Source organism: Aureibacter tunicatorum, from assembly GCF_036492635.1.
Classification (GTDB): Bacteria; Bacteroidota; Bacteroidia; order Cytophagales; family Cyclobacteriaceae; genus Aureibacter; species Aureibacter tunicatorum.
In genome coordinates, this window is record NZ_AP025305.1 from 3,125,922 (window position 1) to 3,150,687 (window position 24,766).

The 24,766-nt window shown below is 38.9% G+C and carries 17 protein-coding genes; 5 read left to right on the top strand and 12 right to left on the bottom strand.

What is annotated here, in order from left to right; all coding sequences use genetic code 11:
* Window positions 1–5: 5 nt before the first annotated feature.
* The 8 genes from AABK36_RS13210 to AABK36_RS13245 all read right to left on the bottom strand — a co-directional run bounded on the left by AABK36_RS13210 (window position 6) and on the right by AABK36_RS13245 (window position 9,794).
* Window positions 6–587: a phage tail protein gene (locus AABK36_RS13210; protein ID WP_309938446.1), complete on the bottom strand. Its 582-nt coding sequence runs from the start codon at window positions 585–587 to the stop codon at window positions 6–8.
* A gap of 40 nt (window positions 588–627) precedes the next feature.
* Window positions 628–1,209, bottom strand: a complete 582-nt coding sequence (locus tag AABK36_RS13215) for a phage tail protein (RefSeq protein WP_309938445.1) — start codon at window positions 1,207–1,209, stop codon at window positions 628–630.
* Window positions 1,210–1,638: 429 nt separating this feature from the next.
* Window positions 1,639–2,409: a LytR/AlgR family response regulator transcription factor gene (locus AABK36_RS13220; RefSeq protein WP_309938444.1), complete on the bottom strand. Its 771-nt coding sequence runs from the start codon at window positions 2,407–2,409 to the stop codon at window positions 1,639–1,641.
* A 5-nt stretch (window positions 2,410–2,414) separates the two neighbouring features.
* Window positions 2,415–3,464, bottom strand: coding sequence for a sensor histidine kinase (locus AABK36_RS13225; RefSeq protein WP_309938443.1), 1,050 nt, complete (start codon window positions 3,462–3,464; stop codon window positions 2,415–2,417).
* 127 nt (window positions 3,465–3,591) lie between these two features.
* Window positions 3,592–4,218 carry a hypothetical protein gene (locus AABK36_RS13230; protein ID WP_309938442.1) on the bottom strand — a complete coding sequence of 209 codons (627 nt, stop codon included), beginning with the start codon at window positions 4,216–4,218 and terminating at the stop codon, window positions 3,592–3,594.
* Window positions 4,219–4,350: 132 nt separating this feature from the next.
* Window positions 4,351–5,655 (bottom strand): TolC family protein, encoded by a 1,305-nt coding sequence (locus AABK36_RS13235; protein WP_309938441.1) that lies wholly within the window; start codon window positions 5,653–5,655, stop codon window positions 4,351–4,353.
* Between the two features lie 12 nt (window positions 5,656–5,667).
* Window positions 5,668–8,724, bottom strand: a complete 3,057-nt coding sequence (locus AABK36_RS13240; RefSeq protein WP_309938440.1) for an efflux RND transporter permease subunit — start codon at window positions 8,722–8,724, stop codon at window positions 5,668–5,670.
* Window positions 8,724–9,794: an efflux RND transporter periplasmic adaptor subunit gene (locus AABK36_RS13245; RefSeq protein WP_309938439.1), complete on the bottom strand. Its 1,071-nt coding sequence runs from the start codon at window positions 9,792–9,794 to the stop codon at window positions 8,724–8,726. Before AABK36_RS13245 ends, AABK36_RS13240 begins: the two co-directional genes overlap by 1 nt.
* Window positions 9,795–10,134: 340 nt before the next feature.
* On the opposite strand from AABK36_RS13245, the gene AABK36_RS13250 reads away from it, so the two are divergent.
* The 4 genes from AABK36_RS13250 to AABK36_RS13265 all read left to right on the top strand — a co-directional run bounded on the left by AABK36_RS13250 (window position 10,135) and on the right by AABK36_RS13265 (window position 15,873).
* Window positions 10,135–11,460, top strand: coding sequence for a tetratricopeptide repeat protein (locus tag AABK36_RS13250; RefSeq protein ID WP_309938438.1), 1,326 nt, complete (start codon window positions 10,135–10,137; stop codon window positions 11,458–11,460).
* Window positions 11,461–11,574: 114 nt separating this feature from the next.
* Entirely contained in the window at window positions 11,575–12,549 is a 975-nt protein-coding gene (locus tag AABK36_RS13255; RefSeq protein ID WP_309938437.1) for a helix-turn-helix domain-containing protein, read from the top strand.
* A gap of 694 nt (window positions 12,550–13,243) precedes the next feature.
* Window positions 13,244–14,203 carry a helix-turn-helix transcriptional regulator gene (locus AABK36_RS13260; protein WP_309938436.1) on the top strand — a complete coding sequence of 320 codons (960 nt, stop codon included), beginning with the start codon at window positions 13,244–13,246 and terminating at the stop codon, window positions 14,201–14,203.
* Between the two features lie 104 nt (window positions 14,204–14,307).
* Complete coding sequence (locus AABK36_RS13265; RefSeq protein ID WP_309938435.1) at window positions 14,308–15,873, top strand: arylsulfatase; 1,566 nt, start codon at window positions 14,308–14,310, stop codon at window positions 15,871–15,873.
* Between the two features lie 273 nt (window positions 15,874–16,146).
* Here the strand turns inward: AABK36_RS13265 and AABK36_RS13270 are convergent, their stop codons facing one another.
* From AABK36_RS13270 to meaB, 4 genes are all read right to left on the bottom strand, one after another.
* Window positions 16,147–19,767 carry a glycoside hydrolase family 2 protein gene (locus AABK36_RS13270; protein ID WP_309938434.1) on the bottom strand — a complete coding sequence of 1,207 codons (3,621 nt, stop codon included), beginning with the start codon at window positions 19,765–19,767 and terminating at the stop codon, window positions 16,147–16,149.
* A 154-nt stretch (window positions 19,768–19,921) separates the two neighbouring features.
* The gene (locus AABK36_RS13275; protein WP_309938433.1) at window positions 19,922–21,391 is read right to left on the bottom strand and encodes a VWA domain-containing protein; all 1,470 of its coding nucleotides are present in this window, start codon (window positions 21,389–21,391) and stop codon (window positions 19,922–19,924) included.
* Window positions 21,375–22,910, bottom strand: coding sequence for an AAA family ATPase (locus AABK36_RS13280; protein WP_309938432.1), 1,536 nt, complete (start codon window positions 22,908–22,910; stop codon window positions 21,375–21,377). The genes AABK36_RS13275 and AABK36_RS13280 overlap by 17 nt, the downstream gene beginning before the upstream one ends.
* A gap of 243 nt (window positions 22,911–23,153) precedes the next feature.
* Window positions 23,154–24,161, bottom strand: a complete 1,008-nt coding sequence (meaB, locus tag AABK36_RS13285) for a methylmalonyl Co-A mutase-associated GTPase MeaB (protein WP_309938431.1) — start codon at window positions 24,159–24,161, stop codon at window positions 23,154–23,156.
* Between the two features lie 189 nt (window positions 24,162–24,350).
* Here meaB and mce point away from each other — a divergent pair, with 189 nt between their 5' ends.
* A complete protein-coding gene (mce, locus tag AABK36_RS13290) occupies window positions 24,351–24,758 on the top strand; it encodes a methylmalonyl-CoA epimerase (RefSeq protein WP_309938430.1) in 408 nt (135 codons plus the stop codon).
* Window positions 24,759–24,766: the final 8 nt, after the last annotated feature.

Consider the following 24,766-nt stretch of genomic DNA (forward strand, 5'->3'; position numbering starts at 1 on the left):
ATTCTTTAACTTCTAGATGGAAAAACTCCTTGTAAACAAATAATATAATTCACCACAAGATATGGTTGCATATTATTATGATACTGAGAACCTCCTGTATTATAAACTGTAACATTACCAGTTACAGTTACAGGAGAAGGTCCCATAGTAGTAGTTGGAGTATCATTTGAATATATTTGATTCGTTCCGGCTATATTAGCTGCTGCCAGATAATGATTAGTTGGGTCTTCCTGATTTGCTGAATCAGCAACTGCAGAAATATTCGTGACACCTGCTGTTTGTGTAAATTGTGCGATATGAGTGTGCTGTGGCATCTGATTTTGCGTCAGAGTTACTGTTTCTGTTCCGCTACGCGAGCCTAACTTGCGTGTACTTAACCCTGGACCAGTACCTGCACTTAAAGGAGCTCTTCCTCTCAAATCTGGCAATCCAAAAGATGTTCGACCATCCCCTCCGTAAGTCGTTCCTAATATTGAAAACAATGCTTGATTCGAGCTTATTGCTAATAATTGTCCCTGACAAAATGCCCAAGCTCTTGGCGCAAAATTCCCGCCAAACATTCTAATTTCGCCTATTACTCCTTCCATAATATTTATCTTTAAAGGTTTTCTTAAAAAATTGACTTATTTAACTTCTAGATGGAAATACTCCTTGCAAGCATATAATATAGTGCACCACTAAATAAGGCTGCATATTATTATGGTCTTGAGATGCGCCTGTAAGACCAACAGCTACAGTCCCAGTAACAGTCACAGGAGAAGAAGCCAATTGAGAATCAGGTGTTTTATCAGAATAAATCTGATTCGTCCCTGCTATATTGGCCGCAGCTAAATAATTATTCGTAGGGTCTTCCTGATTAGCAGAGTCAGCTACAGCATTAATATGTGTCACTCCTGCAGTTTGCGTAAATTGTGCCGAGTGATTATGAGATGGGATTTGCAACTGACTTAATACAACTGTCTCAGTACCACTACGAGCACCAAGTTTATGTGTACTCAAGCCAGGGCCTGTTCCTGAACTTATAGCAGCCCTGCCTCTTAAATCAGGCAAAGCAAACGTAGTTCGTCCATCGCCTCCATATGTCGTTCCTAAAATTGAAAACAGAGCCGTATTTTGAGCAATCGACAATAATTGTCCATTACATAAAGCCCATGCTCTAGGCGCGAAATTGCCGCCAAATAGACGGATTTCTCCAATTGTTCCTTCCATAGTGTGTTTTTTAGTATAAATGATAAAAAAAGAATTGACGAATAAGCAAAGGTTATGCTGGGGCAGTACATGAATGGATTATTCAAGATTAGTCCATACATAAGACGTATGGATATCCAGATCAAAAAACTGATAATAGAAAAAATGGAAAAGCTTGGCATTTGAAAAAATTGAAAATGAAAATTATAAATATTGCAATAACCAAGCCAGCACATGATATTTCATATTATTATTGCATAATCTTCATTAAATTTATATCACCTCGATTACCTTTAACAAATTATCATCATTACTTTATTTCGTTCAAGGAAGGAATGAACTTAAAGATTGAAAATCAATTATAAAAAAGATTAAAAAAATATAATTTATCAATCTTATTTAAATTGAATAAGACTTAAAAAAAATCAGAACATATCAAGTATACTCTAATCACCAAGCATCAACCCATGATTTGAATGAATTCGCTTTCAATCTACTAACGGTTATAGGCTCACAGATGTCCTTTTTCAAATTAACCGTCAACTTGCCTCCAAAATAAGGCTCGAAATTGTCAATAGCGTCGATATTTAAAATCACTCCTCGGTTCGCTCTGAAAAAATGCTCCGGATCGAGTTGAAACTCCAACTTTTCAAGCGTTTGCTCCAACACATGCTCCTTTCCGTCAAACATATGCGCCAAACAAGCTCCTCCCTCGCTTTTAAAAAAGGCTATTTCCTTTACGTCAATTTTAAAATACGATTTAGGTCCGCTAACCATGAATCTGTTTCGATAAACCTTTGTCCCATTTTTGATCGTCTCCATGATCCTGCTGTAATCGACTTTTTCAGAGACTTCATCATCCTGGGCATGCAGCTTTTCAAATTTTTCAAAAGCATGCAACAACTTGTCTTCTTCCACAGGTTTCAACAAATAATCAATACTATTGACTTCAAAAGCTCTAATAGCATATTGATCAAAGGCCGTGGTGAATACAATAGGACATTCAACATCCAACTTGTCAAAAATTTCAAAACACAAGCCATCCTTCAATTGGATATCCATGAATATCAAGTCCGGGTATTCCGACTTTGAAAAATACTCCACAAATGTCGTCACTCTGTCAAACACCGATACTAAAGACCATTTCGGGCGAAGCTCTGAAATATACATTTCAAGCATCCTGGCATTTGGCTTCTCGTCTTCTATAATTACGTATTTCATATTCACTAAATTATCGGAAGAAAAACTTCAAATTCTTTATCATCTTGCTCGATTCTCACTGGCAAGGATGTCAAATGGGCAAATCTTCTTTTCAAATTTGAAAGACCTTTACCTGTTGAATGATAAGTGGCTTTCCTCTGGAGATTATTTCTAATTACCATATATTCCCCCTCCACCTCTATGCGGATTCTTAACATTTGCTCCTCAGTAGCAATATTATGCTTTATAGCGTTTTCAACCAATAGTTGTATAGCCATAGGAGGAATCTCTTTTTCCATATACTCATCAGGAATGTCTATCATCATTTCAAGGCCATCCTCGTTTCTGATTTTTTGCAGTTCAAAATACTGTTTTGTGAATTCAACATCCTCGGCCACACTAACAGTAATCCAATCTGACTTTTGCAAAACATATCTGCATATAGATGAAAAATCTTGTATAAATCTTAAAGCTGACCTCTCTTCTTTTAAAAGAATCAAGGATTTTAAAGCGCTCAGGTTATTGAAAAAAAAATGCGGATTAAGCTGGTCTTGAAGCGCTTTGTATTTCAATTCCATTTTTTCCAGCTTAAGGCTTTCCATCTCCTTATTCAACTCTATCCAAGTTCTAAATACTCTTATCAATATCGAGATGAAACTAACACAAGTAAAAAGGAGCAACATGGTCAGAATAAAAAATGAGGATGCCAGCACAAAATTTTCATCATCCAAAAATCTCTTGTCATAAAAAGTAAAAAACAAGACCAAGAATACGAAAATCGTAAAACCCCAGCTAAACCCAAATTGCATGGAAATCCTTCTGGTAATATTATTAAAGGACAAGGGCTCTTTGTACTCCAGATACAAATCCAATAGCACAATAAATTCCGAAACAACCAAAAAAGCTAACACGACTCCAATGATATCAACATAAATATTGATACCGGGAGGAATGTCCACAAAATACATCATGAATAAAGTCAGGCCGACTGTAAAAACCGTGATCAGAGCCAATCGCCTCATGATCGACCTGAAATTATAAACAGTCGTCTTCTGCAAATATCCTTTAATATTCATGACTTAAGTTTTATCTTGTTCAATAATGTTTATGACGATTAGGTTTTTTATGGTTTTCTTGCTCACCCTCCTTTGTATTCCCCCCAATAGGAAATAAAGTGGCATAAAAAATCATTCGTGATAATATTTAATTAGAACTCAAATTATTTTTCTCTGGTTTTCGCGCATAATTGACAAACCTTATCATGCCAATCCACACCATGATATAACTCAACATTTCCATTCCTTCCCTAGAAGTACTTCCAAACAAATATTGGCCATCGCAAAACACATGGCTTGCCGCCAACTCCACTATGCGAGAAAAGACTATCAAAACAGAAAGTCCCAAGGCTATAATTTTTGTAAAACTCCTCTCCATTACCAAATCGAAAGTTTTCAGAAACTCTTTTCGATAAATGTATACAAAGGAAACCAATGCTGTCTTCAGCGTGATCAAAATAAGTAATGGAGCCACCGGAGAAATAAATTTGCTAATCACCATATCAAGCTCATAAACCAATAAAGCGGTGAATAAAAGCCCTAGGCTTGACAAATAAACTTTCATATAACTCGCTTTGAAATACAAATAAACCAAACAAGCTATTATATTCATCAAAACCACAACCTCAATCAGCCCGCCATACACTTGTTCATTAAACAGATAAACAATGCTGCTGTCAATAGCTATCAACAAAAAAGCCAATGTGAACAAAGCACTATGCGCCAACACATCTTTAAGCCAGCATAAATACAACTTCAAACTATCAATCATCATCCCTTATTATCCTATTCCATGTAATATTAGCGTAATGTTAAGCCAATTGTTCCATTATTGTCGTTATATTTTTTCCAAAAAATAAGGAATGAGCTAATCCGCCGCCCACTCCTTAACATAGCACAAAAAAATCTAATCAATATTATGGTTAGTCAACGCTCCAATCGCCTTTTCCCAAGACGTCTTCTTAAGCTCATAATCTCTCAAAGCAATGATCAAGTCAAAATGCGCTTTTTGCCACTCCGCTTGAGCATTAAGCACATCAGCGGTCGTGTTAAGCTGAGCGTCAAAACTCACCTTCGTCTCCTCCAAGCTTTCTGTCGCTTGTCCAACATTCTTGATGGACATCAATACTTGTTGATAATTCTCCTCCAATTCAAGCGAGATTTGCTTGATTTCCAATGTCACATAATCCTCCGTTTTGGAATAGTCATTTTGAGCTTTTTCCTTTTTGATTTTGGCTAGCTGCTCTTTCTGCTTTCTCTCGCCGAAATGAAACACAGGAATGGAAACTCTACCTCCAACAAGTCCTATCGGATCAATATTTTCACCGATTTTATCAGCATAAGCATACATGTAGCCTGCTGTAACGCCTGCTTCCGGCAAATAGTCCGCGCGAGCTATTTTCCTATCATACTCCGCCAATAAAATCTGGTTTTCAGCAAGCTTCAACTCATTTCTGTTATTCAAAGCTTTTTCAAGTCCACCGTTCACATTCACCCTATTGTGATCATCATCAATCAATGCGTCCGACAAGATAATTTCAGTCTCTAACTCTTGTCCCAAAAGCTGATTCAAATAAGCCGTCGCTATCTCAACGCCATTTTTAGCCTTTACAAGATTTATCTCCGCTTGATTTTTTTGAACGCCAACTTTAAGCTTTTCACTTGCAGGCGCCAAACCAACTTCATACATGGCATTCATCTGATCTTCCATTTCCGTCAGCATTGTCAAATAATTATCCGACAATCCCACAGCCTCTTTAGCCGCAGCTAAATTCCAATACGCCTGGTCCGCTAAAAGCAAGATTTCAGCATGGGTCAATTCATAGCTTTGCCCAGCCATCTCTTGTCCAATCTTTGCCTGAGCGTTAATCGCCTTGATCTTACCTCCAGCATAAATCGGTTGAGACATCATAACATCCGTAGCGAACATGCTTAAGTTATTAGTCATCATCTCAGGTCCTAAGACCAATTCCAAATTCGGAGAGTAAATTCCTGTCGCAGACGCCTCCACACTTGGCAAATAAGCTTTTTTCGCAATCTTCATATTAGCTTCAGCTTCCTTGATTCTCAATTCTGCTTCCTTAAGATCCTTGTTGTTTTCAACAACCAATCTTCGGCAATCCTCAGAGCTCAGTGTAACCTGAGCCTGGGATCGCGTAATCATCAAACCGCATAATATGATGAGCAATACTATATATTTAAATTCTTTCATCGGATTTCTTGTTTAGATGTTTTTGACTTGTTTGGCATCGACATTATAGAACAGCGCGTAAAGCACCGGAACCACAAACAATGTGATCAATGACCCTACGAGCAGGCCAAACATAATCGTGATAGCCATTGAGATAAACATTGCATCCCATAACAGCGGCAACATTCCCAATATGGTAGTCAATGAAGCCATCATCACTGGCCTCATCCTCGAAACAGACGCATCAATTGTCGCTTCCGCAGGATGCTTTCCTTCTTTGATACCCAATTTGATTTCATCCAATAGCACTATAGCATTCTTAATCATCATTCCTATCAAGCCAAGCGCTCCGATAATACCCATGAAGTTCAAGAATTCGCCTGTAATCAAGAATCCCATCACAATTCCTATAAATGCCAAAGGAACCATAAGGAAAATAATCATCGGTTGCTTTAGATTATTGAATAATGCCACAATGATCAAAACCATCAGACCTAATGCCATTGGCAAAAACTTAAACAACGCTTCATTGGCATCCTGAGAAGCTCCTACCATACCTTTCCATGACAATTCATATCCATCCGGGAGTTCAATAGCCTCTACCTCTTTTTTCACATTAGCAACAAGCTCTTCACCCGTATGACCATTGCGAACATCGCTTTGCACCTTAATCGCTCTTTTGCCATTTCTTCTAAAGACCACTTGATCTTCCCATCCTAATGAAACAGAATTAGTAATCTGGCCCAGCGGCACACTACCTCTTGACATAGATCCCCATACAGGTATGGAATTCATGTCTTCTATATTATCAGACAACTCTCTTGAAGATTTCAACATCACAGGAATCTGCTTGTCGTTCTCATTCACTAAACCTATTGGCATACCTGTACTGGCAACCAAAATCGATTGAGCCATGTCTTTTCTTGTCAGTCCCAATGCTTGCGCTTGATCATTGTCAAAGCTTGGCATATATCGCTTGGTCTTGTTGCCAAGATTGTCATCTATATTCTTTGCCGTAGGCTCATCTCTAAGCACTTCTTTTACCTGAGCCGAGATGCCTCTCAAAACAGCCGGATCAGGACCTGTAACCAATATCTCAACAGGGTAATCCTCAAACGCAGCTCCATACTCCATCACTCTCACTGTAGCATGAGGATAATTAAGCTTGAAGTATTCATTCACTTCCTTCATAGCTTGCTCCACATCATCCAGTTCCTCCATCTCTACGATCATCTCGCCATAATGGCTTCCACCTTGGGCCATTGGTCTCAACATCGTATATCTTGCTGGAGTAGATCCAATAGCTGTTGTTACGGACACAACCTTATCTATTTTCATTACATCCTTTTCAGCCTTATACATATCCGCCTCTACCGACTTGATATCACTGCCATTATCCAGCGTGTATTCAATGATAAATTGATCATAAGGCGTCTTTGGAATAAAATCCATCTTCACATATCTGAAACCAAAGAATGACAAAAACAACACTACGGTGCAAAAAGCCACGAACCCTCTTTTATGCCACAAAGTCCATGTAACCATTTTTCTAAATACCTTATAGACTTTTGAATCATAAACACCATTATTATTGTCATTTGACGCATCTTGGTTCACTTCTTTTCTATAAAAGAACTTGGCCATGAATGGCGTCTGAACCATTGCGAAGATCCAACTCAGCAATAATGAAATTACCAAAACTGTAAACAAAGAAGACAAAAACTCTCCCGCGGCGTGCGGAGCCATTCCCAGTGGCAAGAAAGCCAAAATAGCAATCATTGTCGCTGCAAGCAATGGCCAAGATGTTTTCTTAGCTGTATTGACGAATGCCAATGATGGCTTCATCCCTTTTTTGAGATCTATCAAGATACCGTCAGCAACTACTATGGAATTGTCAACCAACATACCCATCGCAAGTATGATAGCCGCCAAAGTCACTCTGTGCAATGGAAGGTCGATTGCATTCATCGTAATCAACGTCGCTAAAATCGTGAATACCAATCCACTTGAAATCAACAATCCCGATCTAAAGCCCATCGCAAACAATAAAACGATAATCACAATACCTACTGACATTACCAAGTTAAGCACGAATTCATCCACTGAATTGTCAACTCTGTCCGGTTGAGAATAAATAGTCTCCACCTCAATACCCGCAGGCAAATTTTTCTTTATTTCCGCTAGACGCTCATCGACTCTAGCTCCCAATTGAACCACATTAATATTGCTTTCATTAGACAAACCTAAGCTTAAAGCCATTTGACCGTTGAAATGCAATGCGTTTCTTTTCGGCTCGTAAAACGAACGATTCACCTTGGCGATATCTCCCAATCTCACAGATCCTCCTGAAGGCATTTGAAGCAACAAGTTGTTCACATCCTCCAAGCTCGTCATACGATCACCAACATCTATTCTTACTGATTCCGTACCCACTTTCACAGTACCCGAATTCACAATTTCTCCTTGAGACTGCATTGCTTGCGCAATCATCATCGGATTCATCGACATTCCCGCCAGCTTCTCTTCGGAAAAAACGATTTCTATCGCTTCATTTTGCATACCGAAGATTTGCGACCTCTTCACTCCCGGCACTGTCAACAATTCACGCTCAATGTACTGAGTGTATTTATTCAATTCCGGCAAAGAATGTCCGTCTGAAGTCACAGCGTACAGAATACCATAAGTATCTGCAAAGTCGTCATTGACTATTGGCTCATAAGCTCCAGAAGGCAACTGAGATTTGATATCTCCTACTTTTCTTCTCAAGTGGTCCCAAAGCTGAGGCAATTCCGAAGTTTTAACATCATTTTTAATGTTCACTTTGATTACGGAAAGACCGGCTTCAGATCTTGACTCTATATAATCTACATTTTCCAATCTTCTGATGCCTTTTTCCAGCACATCAGAAACTTCCAACTCTACTTCATGCGCGTTAGCTCCCGGATACATGGTGATTACCATTGCTGTCTTGACTGGTATTTCAGCATCCTCAAGCTTTCCTATTCTCATATAAGAATACAAACCGCCTATCACCACGCCGACAAACAACATTATCAGCAGTGCTTTTTGTTCCAATATCTTCTCCAGCATTACAACAGCCCTCCTACATTGGTTGAACTTGCATTTTCAAGCACTTTCACTTTTTGACCTTCAAGCAAAGCATTCACACCAGCTGTAACTACCCAGCTATTCGCTTTTAGTTGATTACTGCTAAGCTTCACTTTTCCTCCATTGGCCAATCCGATCAAATTAACCTCGATCTTTTTCACCGATCCATTTTCTTGAACAGTCCATACATAGTCTTTTCCAGACTCTCTTAAGATAGACTCAACAGGAAGATGAATATATTCCACATCTTTGGCTGGAAGCTTGATATTCACGCTTGCCAACATTCCTGATTTAAGTTGTTCGTTATTATCATCTGCAAATGAAAATTTCACTTCATAAAGGTCATCCATTCCTGATTTTTGACCTACAGAGACAAACTCCAAAGGCAAGGACTTCAATCCAGCGCTAGGAATTTCAGCTTCCGCCATAACATCCTCGCTAATCAATGATATTCTGCTAGAAGGCACCTTCACAATCACATCCATCGCTTGCACGTCTATGATTGAAATCACTGGAACTCCCGGGCCAACTGTTTCAAAATTATTAACAAACTTGGCTGACACATAACCTGAGAACGGAGCCACCAATCTCGTATCCCTTAATTGATTTTTGCTATGGTCATAAGCCACTGTCGCCAACTCATATCCTGATTTGATTTTTTGATAGGAATTTTCAGGCAATTTACCTTTTTCAAACAATTGCTTATAACGCTCATACTCTCCCTTTACTTGATCATACTGAGCTTTATTCTGCTTTACTTGAATCTGATAATCCCTAGGATCTATCTCCGCCAGCAATTGACCTTTTTTAACAAAATCGCCTTGTTTGACTTTCATCTGATGCAAAGGCCCGCCAACTCTGAACGAAAGCATTGCTTCCTTTTTTTCTTTTATCTCACCATTTACTTTCAACTTTCCCTCACCAACTTCATTGGCTATTTGAACTGCTTTCACCAACTTCTCATCTGCTTGAGAAGACTCCTGCTTAGATTGGCAACTAAAGCCATAAGCCAAAGTCATAAGAATCATAAGTTTAATAGCATGTCTCATCATTTCGTTTCTTTAGATCAATTGCGGTTTTTTAAATGATTTATAATGCAAAAGTAGCCCTTAGATAGTCTCACAAGATTATAAATTCAGCTAAGTGATAAAATCAGCAACTGAAATGACAGATAACAAAGTTGAAGTGAATCCATCCAAAACCTTGAATTTCAGAAATCGCGTCGCAACCACCTCATGTTAAGATCTGGTTAATTCGCATTTAAAATTTCATTACTTATACAGCTTAAACATTATTAAATTTATAATTAAGGATTGGAAATTTACAAATAACGCATATAGAATATAACTTCATGTTCGACAATGACAAACCACTAAACTTATCAACACAAACATGAATCGTCGTTATATTTTAGCGCTAGGCTTTTATCTCATTAGCGCTTCAGGATTCGCTCAAACCCCGGCAAACCCTACGAATCCGATTACTATTTCAAAAAAAACCGAGATCAAAAACACTATTGAGACCGAGACGGGAAAAATCAAATCAAATCCCAACAATGCCGACGCCTATCTCGAAAGAGGAATCGCATGGCACATGATCGATGACAATCGAAAAGCTCTGGTGGATCTAAACAAAGCTATCTCATTGAATCCTAATAACGCTAAAGCCTATCATTATAGAGGAAAAGTCAAATCCAGCCTAGGCGACAACCGCGGCGCTGTAAGCGATCAATCGGAAGCTTCCAAACTTAGTCCCAAGGACTCTAAAATTTTCCTAGCCAGAGGCATCGCTTATTTCCAAATGCATGACAACAAGAGAGCGCTTCAAGATTTTGACAAAACAATAATTTTAAGCCCTAACACCTGCGAAGCTTTTTACCAAAGAGCTTTAGTAAAAAACAAGATGGGATATAAAATGGACGCTTTGAATGACTTCTTCAAAGCCACTGAATTGAACCCTAACCACTTGGAGAGCTATTTGGAAAGATCGAAAATCAAATTCCAACTCAACAACCATAAAGGAGCAATAAAAGACTTTAACAAGATCATAGAATTGGCGAAAGGCGACACTCCCGCTGAAGTATTTTCAAATCGCGGAGTATCCAGAGCCACTCTTGGCGACTTCAAAGGAGCTGTAGACGATTACAACAAAGCCATCATCATCGACCCTAAAAATGATGATGTTTATTACAACAAAGGCGTGGCTCGTTTTAATCTCGGGGATGCTAATGGAGCAATAGAGGATTATTCTAAAGCCATCGAACTAAATGATAAAAATGCACAAGCATGGCATGACAGAGGCGTTGCCGAATTCGAATCAGGTGACAATAATCAAGCCTTGCAAGATTATAATTCAGCAATATCCTTAGGACTTAAAAATGACATTGTATTTTCAAATAGAGGCGTTGTCAAATATATGTTGGAGGACTATAAAGGCGCTTTGAACGATTATACTACTTCTTTGGAAATGAACTCCAAAAACGAAAAAGCTTGTTATAACAGAGGAATGGCGAGGCTGAAACTTAAAGACTACAAGGGAGCGATCAAAGACTTTACGCACGCCATAGACCTTAGTCCTGAAAATGCCGACGCTTACTTCAATAGAGCTGAGGCTAAAAGACACATTGATAAAACCAATTCCAGCTGCATGGATTGGTCAAAAGCCGGAGAACTTGGATACTACGAGGCTTACGATATGATCAAACAACATTGTAATTAATACTTTCTCAAGCCTGCTATTTTATGCGGGCTTGAATTTTTTAACATTTTTCTTTTTCAGCAACCAATTCTGATTTGCAAAATTATTGTTATTGCAAATATTAAATGACTGATCATGAAAGAACTGGTATTTGAAATTAAAGATATCAAGAAGCAACTTGATATTTGGAAAAATATTTTTGGAGGAGAAATCAAAGGCAACTCGCTTGAGACTTCCATTGGCACAGCTAAATTTTACAAATTCGATTTTCATGACGTCCTCGTGCTCAAAGCAAAAACCAACGAGGCTTGGCATATTAAAAGAATTCAACAAAACGACTCCAACCTTTTACTCATTCGTTTTTCAAATACTATTAATTTTCCAGAAGCGATGAGTTCTCTAAATGATTTGGAAGAATTTGGCGTGGAAAATGTCAAAGAGGCTAACATACTTTTTACCAATATCGATAATGAATACCTGCTTTCCGAACCTACTATCTTTCAAAATGTAGTCATTAGAATTCAAAAAGATCAAATATTTCGATTCATACCCAAAGACCACCCATTGCAAGAAGTCTTCACTTCCAATAAACGTTTTTACTGGTATGAATCATTTTCACCTTCCATCCTAAGACTTCACAAGCAAATTCTATTGCCTTCCGATAATAATCCTGAACTTATCAATCACAATCTAATCTATGGTCAATCATGGGAAATGCTTACCCTTTTCATGCAAAAACTTATCTTCAGAAACGCCGAAAACTATCATGAAATAGACGAAAAGCATATTGAGAAAATTCAGCAAGCTAAAAACATGCTACTCAACAATCTCGCAAAGCCAATATCTCTGGAAGAAATTTCTAAAAGTGTTGGCTTGGGTAAAACATCACTTCAGAAGTACTTTAAAATCGTTTATGGCCTCAGCATGCATAAATTCTTTCAAAAGTATCGAATGAATGAAGCCAGAGATATGATTCTCTCAGGAAAATACAATGTAAGCGAAGCTGCTATTAATGTAGGATATATTCACTTCAGTTATTTCGCCGCTGAATTCAAAAAACATTTCGGTGTTTACCCTAGTGAATTAAGAAACAATGCTAAAAAACGTTAAAGCGAATTTTTAAGCTAATTCAATAACTTTTTGCGTCAGCGCAATAAGCCTCTTATTCATAGCTTTGTAAAAACAATGGAGAATTGCTGTGTTAAGCCTCGAAGCTTATTCCAATACAAATTGGAATAAGTCAGCCACTTTGCCGTGACTGTCATCGAAGCGAAACAGTCAATAAAAATTGACAACCCAACATAGCTTATCCCCCTGAAGTCTGGCATAGTACCCCCTACTTATCGCCAGACTTTACCCCTAACTTAAATTGAGCAATTATGAATAATTCAAAGACAAGTTTCAAAACATTAGACTATCTCGACAAAGCTCCGTATAGATTCGAAAGAAAAATTGGAGACGTTGAAATTGATTTATTATGATTGATTCTCATAGCCAAGGCTGCTGAACTTTATTCCTTGGCACTGCCCCCTGATAATTCATGGGGGCAACTTTCTCTAAAGCTATTTTAATACAAAACATCGTGAGAGGTTTGACGAATAGCTTTTTTAATGTGGAACACAATCCATTTTTTACTTATAACAGCTTACGTGGTGCTTAATCTCAAGCTGCGGTCCAAACTAACATTTTCAGTTTCGGGCTGCGGCTTTTTACCAAAATCTCTTTCTTTCAAAGAAAAACAAGCCTAATACGCAACTGTACACTGCATATAAAGTATACATTAAAGCACCATCAAAGGCTAAGTATGAAAGAATTTGTGTTTGAAATCACCGATTTACATGAACAATTGAAAATATGGCAAACTTTATTCGGTGGTGAAATCATGGACAACACGCTACACAGCCCTCTAGGAATTGTTGAATGTTACGAATTTGACACCCATGACATCCTTATCATGAAAGCGAAAGCGAAGGAACCCTGGTTTATGAAAAGAATCCAGCAACCGGACATGACTTTCTACCCCATTTGGTTTACCAACACATTCAGCTTTTCAGAAGTAATGGACAATGTGAACGATCTTGATGATTTCAATATTACCAAATCCAATGACGCCGGCATACTTTTCACCAATTTCAGCAATAATATAGCCTTTGAATCACCCGCTATCTTCCATAATGTTGTCGTACGTCTGAGAAAAAACCTTATTTTCGAATTCGTGCCTGAAGATCACCCTTTGGTGAATATTTTTAAAAAAGACAAACCATTCTACTGGTATGAATCCTTTTCTCCCGCCATCAACAGCTTGTATAAACAAATCATGTTTCCGCCTTCCAATTACAGCAAAAAGATCACTCGAAATATCCTGAAAGCGCAATCTTGGGAATTGATCAGCCACTTTTTTGAAAAGCTCCTTAACAGAGACAAAAGCCAATTCCATAATATTGGCGAAGCGTACATAGATAAAATACAAATGGCTAAAACATTGCTCTTGAAAAATCTGCACAAGCCTATATCTTTGGACCAACTAAGCCAAGAAGTTGGCTTAAGCAAAACCAGCTTGCAAAAATACTTCAAAATAGTCTTTGGAATGAGCGTGCATAAGTTCTTTCAAAATTATCGAATGGACATGGCTCGAAACATGATTCTATCCGGCAAATGCAATGTCGGAGAAGCGGCAATCAACGTTGGCTATCTTCACTTTGGCCATTTCTCCGCAGAGTTCAAAAAAAAATTCGGAGTATTACCTAGCGAACTGAGCCAATAATGCCAAAATTTGTTAACGCGATATAATCGGATAACAGCACACTTTTTTGGAGCAACAAGAAGGATTTCATCCCAATATATTTGTACAAACAACAAATTAGTACAATGAAAGCACCAAAAATATTGAACGGAGCAGGCTTGGGAGCTGCTTTGTTAGCAAGTGCATTCGCTCAAGAATCAACTGCTAAACCTTCCAAAAACAGTGACAAACCCAACATTCTAGTCATTTGGGGTGACGATATAGGAATATCCAATATAAGCTCATACTCTGACGGTATAATGGGATACAAAACACCAAATATCGACAGAATCGCCAATGAAGGAATCAGATTCACTGATTACTACGCTGAGCAATCATCAACCGCAGGAAGGTCGGCTTTTATCACAGGTCAAACTCCAGTGAGAACGGGATTGACCAAAGTAGGCATGCCTGGAGCAGAATTGGGCATTCAACCTGAGGATGCGACAATCGCCGAAATGCTTAAGCCTTTGGGCTATGCAACAGGACAATTCGGAAAAAATCACTTGGGTGACCGAGATGAATTTCTTCCTACGAATCATGGTTTCGACATTTTCTTCGGAAACCTCTATCACCTAAATGCTGAGGAAGAGCCTGAACATCCCGATTATCCTACCGATCCTGAATTCGCCAAAAGATTTGGCCCTAGAGGAGTTCTAAAATCCACTTCGGACGGAAAAATCGAAGATACAGGTCCATTGACGAAGAAAAGGATGGAAACCTGTGATGAGGAATTCTTGAACGCCACTATCGATTTTATCAAAGAAAAAGTCGACGACGATCAACCGTTCTTCACATGGTTCAATACTACTGGAATGCACTTTCCGACATATCCAAGACCTGAGATACAAGGTCAATCAGGGCAAGGCTTTTACAACGACGCCATGATGGAACATGATAAAATGGTTGGACAGCTGCTAGACCTTCTGGACGAATTGGGGATAGCTGAAAATACGATCGTAATTTATTCCACAGATAATGGTCCTCACTTCAACATGTGGCCTGACGGAGCAATCACTCCTTTCAAATCTGAAAAGAACACCAACTGGGAAGGTGGATACAGAGTGCCTGCCATGGTCAGATGGCCTGAAAAAATCAAATCTGGGCAAATCAGCAACGAAGTAATGTCTCACCTTGACTGGGCTCCAACATTGCTAGCCGCCGCCGGAAATCCAAATGTAAAGCAACAATTATTGGATGGAAAATTTGAAGCTAATGGCAAAACATTCCGCAACCACTTGGATGGCTACAACTTCTTGCCTTACCTTACCGGCAAGGATGACAAAGGTCCTCGCGAGAACTTCTTCTATTTCAATGATGACGGCATGCCTGTAGGAATGAGAATGGGAGATTGGAAAATGGCTTTCGCGGAACAAAGAGCCAAAGGCCTTGACGTTTGGGCAGAGCCTTTCACAGTGCTAAGAGTTCCTCATGTAATCAATCTAAGAAGGGATCCATTTGAAAGAGCTATAGAGCATTCTGACAATTATCAGAAATTCAGATTAGATCGCGCATTCTTATTATACAAAGCTCAAGATGAAATGGCAAAGTTCCTAAGCACATTTATTGAATATCCGCCAAGTCAACGCCCTGCAAGTTTTAGCATTGATCAAATCGCCGAGAAATTCTTGCAGCCAAAAGAAAATAAGTAAGTTCCACTTATCTATCATAGGCTTGGCGTATGCCCCCAGCATATCGCCGGCCTATAATATTTTCACACAACGCGATACTCCAATAAAAAACGAATATCGCACATTAAGCGTCTAACAGTACTCTAATTGTTTAGACATCAATATTTCTGCGACTCAACCTGAAATGCAAATCGAGTCGCAGATTTTTTTATCTACAACTTACTGGAGTAATAATTAAAAAAGCTCGCCTAAATTAAAAAGCGAGCTTTGTTATACTACTGAATTAATTTCATTCTACTTTCCTTTTTCAATCAAATAATCCAGCACATTGACTAACAATTTCGCTGGAATAGGGTCATTCTCCGCTGTATTCAACTCCAACTCGCTGGCGATAATAACATTACCACCCTTGTCAATCTCAACCATAGGAGCGCCGCTATATTTTGGCAAATATTTGGATGCTCCCATTAGGTATGAATGCGTTCGAATAAATGTTGCCAATGGTTTTACGCTTTTAGAGTCAGGATCAATACAAAATGATCTTCTCACTATTCCAAGGACTTCATTTTCACCCATTGTCCACCAACTCATTTCCATTCGTTTGATTCCGTCAAATACAGGATGATCCTCTTCAGACATATTCGCAAATCGTCCTTTTCTTAAATAATAATGATTGAAATCGCCTGCCATCATATGCTCCATATGATGAGCCGGGTGCAATAATAAAACACCTGTTCCATTGGATGCCATAGTTGATAAATCGCCAAGGTTGTAGAACTCCTCATATTGAGAATCAAGATTAGCCGCAACCAATACATCGACATCGTAAACTCTTGTCTGAGTCAAATCTTTCAACTCAATAAAATCAATACCTAAACTTTCAAATGCTTGTTTGGTCTCTCCAGTTGCGTCATACAAACCTATTTTTTTACCCTCCAATTTTTCTTTCACCTCCAGCCAAGCTCTTTCCGCAACAAGAACAGGGTAGGCATTGGAGGAAATTTTCTTGTTTTCCTTCCATAGCTCCAACTCAAATTGACAATCAGCTTTGCTTACTGGCAAATCCAATGGAAGCTTTCCTTCAATGTCAACAAATGACTGTCCGCCATGCTCTGTCTTTGGAACATCAGCTTCACCTGAGATCAAATCAACACCTTCATGGGATACTTTCCACTTCAACTTCGCATTCTCAATGGACTCGCCATCATGGCTATCATTATTAATGCTTATTCGTGAAGCAAAATCTGTCCCCGAGAAATAATGTCTTGCATACAACTCAGCACTCACTAATACAGGCGAATAAGCCATTTTCACAGCGTCAAGCACTGGGTAAGGCTGGATTTTATCAGCGTAAATCACATCTTTAAACCATGTCAAATTGGCAAATAGGTTCAGACCAGCAGACTCTGGACTTGTTCGTCTCACGGTTTCAGCAAACTCCTTGGTCAATAGCGCATGCCTTTCCAAACCGTATTTTGGATCCCTATCTTCCCAAGACAAATCACCAATGTATGCATGCGGCACATAATGATCGAAAATGTACTTTCTGGTAAAATGTCCATCATCATTATTCGGATATCCTGTTGACGCTTCCTGGCTATAAAAAAGCCTGTCTGGATTGGCTCCAGGAGTCCAATACATTCTTTTATCCCACTCTCCTTTATATATTTGATAAAAATCCCTGTTGTACCAACAGAAATAGATATGCCTGTCATCCACATCTCCATCGTCAATGCCATTAGGCTTAAGATTTTGCTCATAGTCCTCCGGCAATCTTCCATAGCCAGAATCCGCTGAAATCGGCTTTCCGGGATCTAATTTTCGAATCTCTTTGATCACATCTGAAATTACAGTCCATTTCTTCACTTTGAATTCCTTGGTCTCATTGTGAGAAAACATCGGAAAGTACATCTCATTATTTATAGTCCACATCATAATAGACGGGTGATTCCTATACTTCTTGACTAATGCCAGTTGTTCCTCTCTCCATATTTTCAACAGCGATTCGTTTGGCATAAAGTTAGATTTAATCATCATCCAAGGCCAACTGCCTTCATAACTTACCGCCACGCCTTGCTTGTCAGCCGCATCCATCCAAACTTTAGTAAATGGACTTCCGTGAGTTCTCGTTGATAATTGATTCCCTTCATTCATGAATTTCATGAACTTGTTCGCCAGCTTTTCATCGTTTGGCCGGATACCGCAAGGAGGATGATTTGCTCCCCATGCGTGAAATACTTTTCCATTCAAATAGAACTTATTTCCTTCCTTGGTAAAGGTTCTGAACCCAATATTCAAGTCTTTTGAATCTAAAAGTTGACCATCATTTTCTACTAAAACTCTTAATTTATATAAATTCGGCGACCACGGTGTCCAAGGTTTCGGATTTATTTTTCCAGTCTTGCATACAATCTTTCCTGTTCCATTAACAGCGATCATAATCGACTTTTTTCTCTCGCTCTTGAAAAACAACTTGCCTGTGGACAGATCATAAAGCTCGATCCCAACATTCATAGTTCTCGATCGGTTGTCCATGTTTTTCAACTCAATTTCCATGTCTCCGCCATCTGTTCTTACATTTGCAAACACATCTGAAATATACGCCTTTTCAGTAGCGACCAATTTCACTGGTTGCCAAATGCCTCCTTCTTCTCCATAAAACATTCCTCTTGGCAATGAATTTACCATATCGTTGCTCACTTCTATGGTTACGGCCACAGTCACATTATCATCAGCATCGTCAGCTCGTTCCTCATCTCTTGCTCTCACCAAGACAGCCACCAAGTTTTTTCCGGGCTTGATCTTGTCTGTCACATCTATTTCAAAATCCCCGAACATTCCAACATGTGAACCTGCCAACTCGCCATTGACATACACTTCAGCAACCTTTGACACGGCATCAAAATGCAAGGAAAACCTTCTGTCTCCTAAATCTTTGGGCATGTCTATCCATTGCCTATACCAAGCAGACCTAGTTTTATCAGAATCAAAAGTATAAGACTCCACTCTCTTATGCTCCTCATCCAAATAATTGTCAGAAGCGCCATAAGTTTTCTTTTTCACGGATTGATGATTCCAATTGCCCGCCAAATTCCAAAATGACGGGACCTGCATAACATGCCAATCATCATCCAGCTCGCTCGGCACTGAAGAACTTTTACCTTCTCCAGATTCATAAGTAGGCATGAACAGCCAATCTCCGTCTAGAGAAACCTCTGTTCTTCCACTCTCAAGCTTTACTTTTTTTGTCTTGTACGATTTTCTTTGTTTTTGTCTCAACGTTTCTTTTTGCTGAGCTGATAATTGCGGGCGTTCATAAATATCCAAAGAAGCTAAAGCTTCAAACTCTGCTTCATCTATACGAGCTACATTAGGTTCAGAGAAGTTTACAGGCAACCAACCGCCACCCAAGACAATTTGCCCATCCACTATCGGAAGATCATCCTCCACGGATATTCTAGGTAATTTCTCATCATTCAAAAAAACCAAAATTCGTGATCCATTTTGAACTACTGTGATCTTGTACTTCTCTCCGGGCTTTGGATTAAAATCAAGCTTCTCCAAGCCCAGCATTTTATCATTTCCTCCAGAAGTGTACCTGTTTAGATAAATATCATTGTTATTGCCACCTCTCAATCCGATAGCATATCGATTATTACGATCTTTGTATCCAAACCCACCCCAGATCTGAACTTGTTCCACACCTTTTGGAACTTCCGCCTCAAAAGAAAATCGCATAGGAGATGCATATGAATCATCATACACAAGCAAACATTCTTTCAAGCTTACGGACTTTTCCGTCCAATTGACATTTCCTCTTCTGATTTGAGACCATTTTCCTTCAACCAAGGACTGTGAGAAGGCTTGCGCTATAAAAAAGTAGAATAGCGCAATAAAACTTATTCGCTTCATCATAAATACTGAAATTAAAAATCATTACTGTCAGCTTTAGAACGATGAAGCATTCTGTTTACTTGTGAGCATGTTTAAAAAAAGATTCCACATTTTAAGCTCTTAAAAAATAATTATCCAGCGATCTCTAATCACAATAAAAATTATTGATTTTGAGCTATTTAGCCATACTCCTTAATTTCAAAACTAATTTTTTCAGATTGTCTTTTCTATTCGGGTGAAAATGAATATCAGCATCAAAACAAGTCCATTTCTTGGCGTATGATTGATTCGCAATTGCCAAATGCAAAAACCGATTTCCCTTTCTGCGAACGCTTTCCACTTGAGATCTCAATCGATCTTTCAAAGCCGGCAATTGACCATCCGTAATGATAAGCACATCGGCGTCTTCATAATCCTTTTTTCTAAGTATATTAAGACACTCCTCCATCGGCGAATTTATGTCTGTGCCTCCATGGAAGGACTGTTTCAACAAAATGATTATCGCATCCAAATCCATCGTTTTTGGATCAATTTCTTTGACCAACACTTTTTTCGCAAAAGTAACCAAATAACACTTTCTTCCTTGGATATATGCTTGACGAAGAATATACATTCCTATTGACTTGGCATATAACTCGGCTTTTCCCATCATAGAAGCACTTGAGTCAAGACATATGACCACAGGCCCCTTCTCATGAACCAAAGAAGTTTCTTCTCTTTGAGATCTTCGCATTTCAGGCTTGACCACACTTCCCTCAAACTTGTACGACAAAAGCCTTTTTTCCACATATTTTTGATAAAAAACCCTTTCTGTATTGGCTTCAGACAAATAAGCCAATTCCACCGGCAAAACGCTATCCAATCGATCCCCGGGGAAAATATCCGTAATCTCCTCTTTTGAAAATTCACATTTGGTTTTTATGCTTCCCAATTCAACCTGATCAAGGTCTTCGATCATAGCTTGTCTTTCCAGCGTATTGATTTGCCCTAATATTTCTGAAAGCTCCTTTAGAAATAGTTCTTTTTGAAGCAACATATCGCAATGCTTCTCAATATCAAAGTCAACTTTTTGCAAAGTTCCTTCCTTGTCAAAGCTACCTAAAAAGCTGATAAACGGATCCAATGAATCCACCGCTTGATCATATTTCTTGACTTTCTTTCTCAAGTTTCGCTGAAACTTTTTAGAATGATAATTTATCATTGCCTTATCCGCGCCTTGGGTAAGCCTGGCTAAAAACTTCAAAAGCCTATTGATCCACTTTCCTGCTTTATGCCACGCGGAAGCTAAAAATCGGAATTTAACAGCAGGCAACACCATTGCCATAGACAAATGCCCCATGGAAACGCTGCCTCCCAACCAACGGTGAATACGCTCTACTTTTTGATTATGGATAAGCAAATCTCTTACAAACTCTTCTCTAATATCCGGATATTTGACAAAAGCATCTTTCAATTCAGGAGTATCGGCGAATGTATCCAACATCGTACGACAATACTCAAACGTGCCCTCGATTTTGGACGCGTCACCAAACTCGCCTACTTTCAACAAGTGCATAAGATAATCCGATAGCATCTCCCGTTCGGATATTTCTCCCATCATTCCAAAAAACTTGAACTCCAACAGTTCATTAACGAGATTCTCCATAAGACTTCATCATTTTTTTCAACTCGCTCACCATTCCCTCAAGTTCCGCTGATATACTATGGACCTTAAGCTTGTAGGCACTCTTTAAATCATTAGATAAAAACAAATGGCCTTTATGTTCATCCACTTCTGAATTGAGTATGAATGTTATCTCATCTTGGGTATGCTCAAAAAACACACTTAGCCTACGATACTTTTCTTCCAAGGATTTCAATTCTCTTGAGCCGCATCGTTTGGGGATAAGTGTTTTCGCCTCTTTTCTAACACATCTTAATCTGAAATTATGCTTATTGCCGTTCATAGAAACCTCAAGCTCTGTATTCGACAATCTAGAAATTTGATAGGTTTCAAAATCAGCGGAAGCCGCATACAAACGACAAGGAACCACCGTATGCCCCAAAATATCAAAATCGTCAGCCAATATTCGATTATGGGGAAAAATAGAGTTTTCAAGCAAATAGTATTCGCCATCCACCAACTTAGGTACATCTTTTTTCACCATTTTCTCTTCTCGGGTCAAGCGCTTGCCTAATTCGTCAAACTGAGCTATTTGTTGCTTGGCAGACTCCAATCCAAACTTTTCATACAGCCCAATATTTCCAACGACCTGCAACAACCACCCTTTCACTAAATCAAATTGATCATTCTTATTCCATAGACAATGAGACAATAACAAACAATCGGAAAAAGAGACACTTTCCCTGTCATTCAGAAAAGCGGAATATTTCATCAATCTGACCATCTTCTTCCACCTTCTGTCTGACACATAAATCTTTTCAGCATTCACGGCTTCCACATTATGCTTGTGGATCAATTTTCTGACATTCGTCAATGCTTCCAATATATACTTGGGCATTTCAATATGGTCAACAAGCTGACTCCATTGATTCAGTTCGTAATCGCTAAATCCATTCGTCACCAAAGGCTCTTGAATTTCAGCATCTGAAATCATTTGATAAAATAGGCTTTCGTCCTGAATATTCGAAACCTCGTATCTAACTAAAAACCTATCCCATAAAGCCTCAAGACCTTGCCCTTCTTCAGGAAGTTCGTTTGATGCGGCGATAAAGGCCTTCATCTTAATTAGTTCCGTCTTGTCGCCATTTCTATATACTCGCTCATTGAGAACTGTCAATAAAGTATTTTGTATAGCCGGACCCGCTTTCCATATTTCATCCAAAAAAACGATGGTCGCATCCGGCAAATAATCTTTGGTGATTCTCTCGTATTTATCTTCTTTGCTCAGCTTGGTAATGGAAATTGGCCCAAAAATTTCATCGGTAGTGCTGAAGCGATTCATCAAATACTCAAAAGCATTCGATTGTTCATAAATAAGTTTCAATCGCCTAGCCACCATACTCTTGCCTACTCCAGGCGGGCCAATCATAAACAAGCTTTCATTAGCCAAAGCGGATAGCAAAGCCAGCGAAATCGCTTCCTCCTTTTCATAAACCCCTTTAGATATTTCCTCCAATACGCTTCGCAGGCGATTTTTCCTTTTTGAAATTGATGCGTCCATTGAGATGCTATTTTAAAAACTCTGGATTGCGAAATGAAAAAACTCCGAAATAATCGATTTTGGCCAATCGCATCCCAGAGTTTTATCGCTCTCTAATTTTAAAAAATTATCTCAAACCTTGCAAATATTACCCAAATCAAAAAGTTATAATTTGCGCTCAACACCAAATTTAATTTATGATGTCACAAAAATTAACCGAAAAAAACAATAGTTTTTGATCAAGTCGCAAAATTAAAGATCAACTCAATCCTTAACACCTTCTTTTCTATTGTTTAAAAAATACTCCATCAACTGCCTTACCCCAACATTCACTGGCAAAACATCATTGCTCACTTGTCTTTCGATATTTTTCATCAAAAACGCCATGCCCTCGTCTTGATAAAACATTTGATTCAGTTTGCTTTGAATATTCTCCTTCAGCCACTTTAGATTTTGAGACGCTCTTTTCTCTCCAAAATACCCATTGCTTTTGCACAAAGACTCATACTCTTTTATAGTGTTCCATATGTGATCAAGCCCTGAATTCTCCACAGCCGAACAAGTCATGACCTTAGGAATCCAACCTGAATCGCTTGGAGGAAATAAATGCAATGCATTCTGATATTGCCTCGCGGCCAACTTGCTTCTATCTATATTGTCACCATCACTCTTGGTAATCACCAAAGAGTCGGCAATCTCCATAATTCCCCTTTTGATACCCTGCAATTCATCTCCTGCCCCGGATAGCATTAGCAACAAGAAAAAGTCAACCATTCCTTCAACGGCAACCTCCGACTGGCCAACTCCAACAGTTTCTATCAAAATCACATCAAATCCCGCAGCTTCGCATAACAACATAGTTTCACGTGTTTTTTCCTGAACCCCTCCCAATGAATGGCCCGATGCTGAAGGTCTCACATAGGCATTCGGATGATTGGACAAAGATTCCATACGAGTTTTGTCTCCCAATATACTGCCTCCAGATCTTTGGCTGCTGGGATCAATGGTCAACACCGCCAGCTTATGGCCTTGATTCGCTATCAAACTACCAAAGCTCTCTATAAATGTGCTCTTGCCAACACCGGGCACACCAGTGATCCCCACTCTTATTGACTTTCCAACATGCGGCAATATGATTTCCATCAACTTCTCTGCAATTAAGCGATCCGATTCCAATCTACTTTCCACCAATGTAATCGCTTGACTCAACATCACTATATCGCCCTCCAGCAGCTTCTGGGCGTATTCTTCCGGTCTGAACCTTCTTTTCATGACAATTATCAATTTAAGTTTTGATATAATTCCTAAAGCCGAATGACTCAGCTAAATGAATCACGAAATGGATTTCTCTACTTTGAGAATGATTTCGAGAAGAAGGTGTGATTATTCGAAATTATGAATTTTTGTGCAATAATGGCACTTAGTAAACTATATTTTTTAATTTAAATTTTTAAACTAATCATGAACATCTCACACATTGAACATATCGGCATAGCTGTAAATGATCTTAAAGAAGCTATTGATTATTATGAAGGATTGCTGGGTTTGAAATGCTATGCCATCGAGGAAGTTGAGGAGCAAAAAGTGAGAACAGCATTTTTCAAAGTTGGCGACACTAAGATCGAACTGCTTGAATCTACGGAAGCGAATGGACCAATAGGCAAATTCATTGAAAAAAGAGGCCAAGGAATTCATCATATTGCTTTCGCAGTGAAAGACATCCAGAAAAATCTGGACGAAGCTGTTGCCAAAGACGTTAAAGTCATCGACAAATCGCCTCGAAAAGGAGCTGAAGGACTTGACATCGCATTTTTACACCCTAAATCCACTTTTGGAGTACTTACAGAACTCTGCGAAAACAACAATTAATCTTTTTC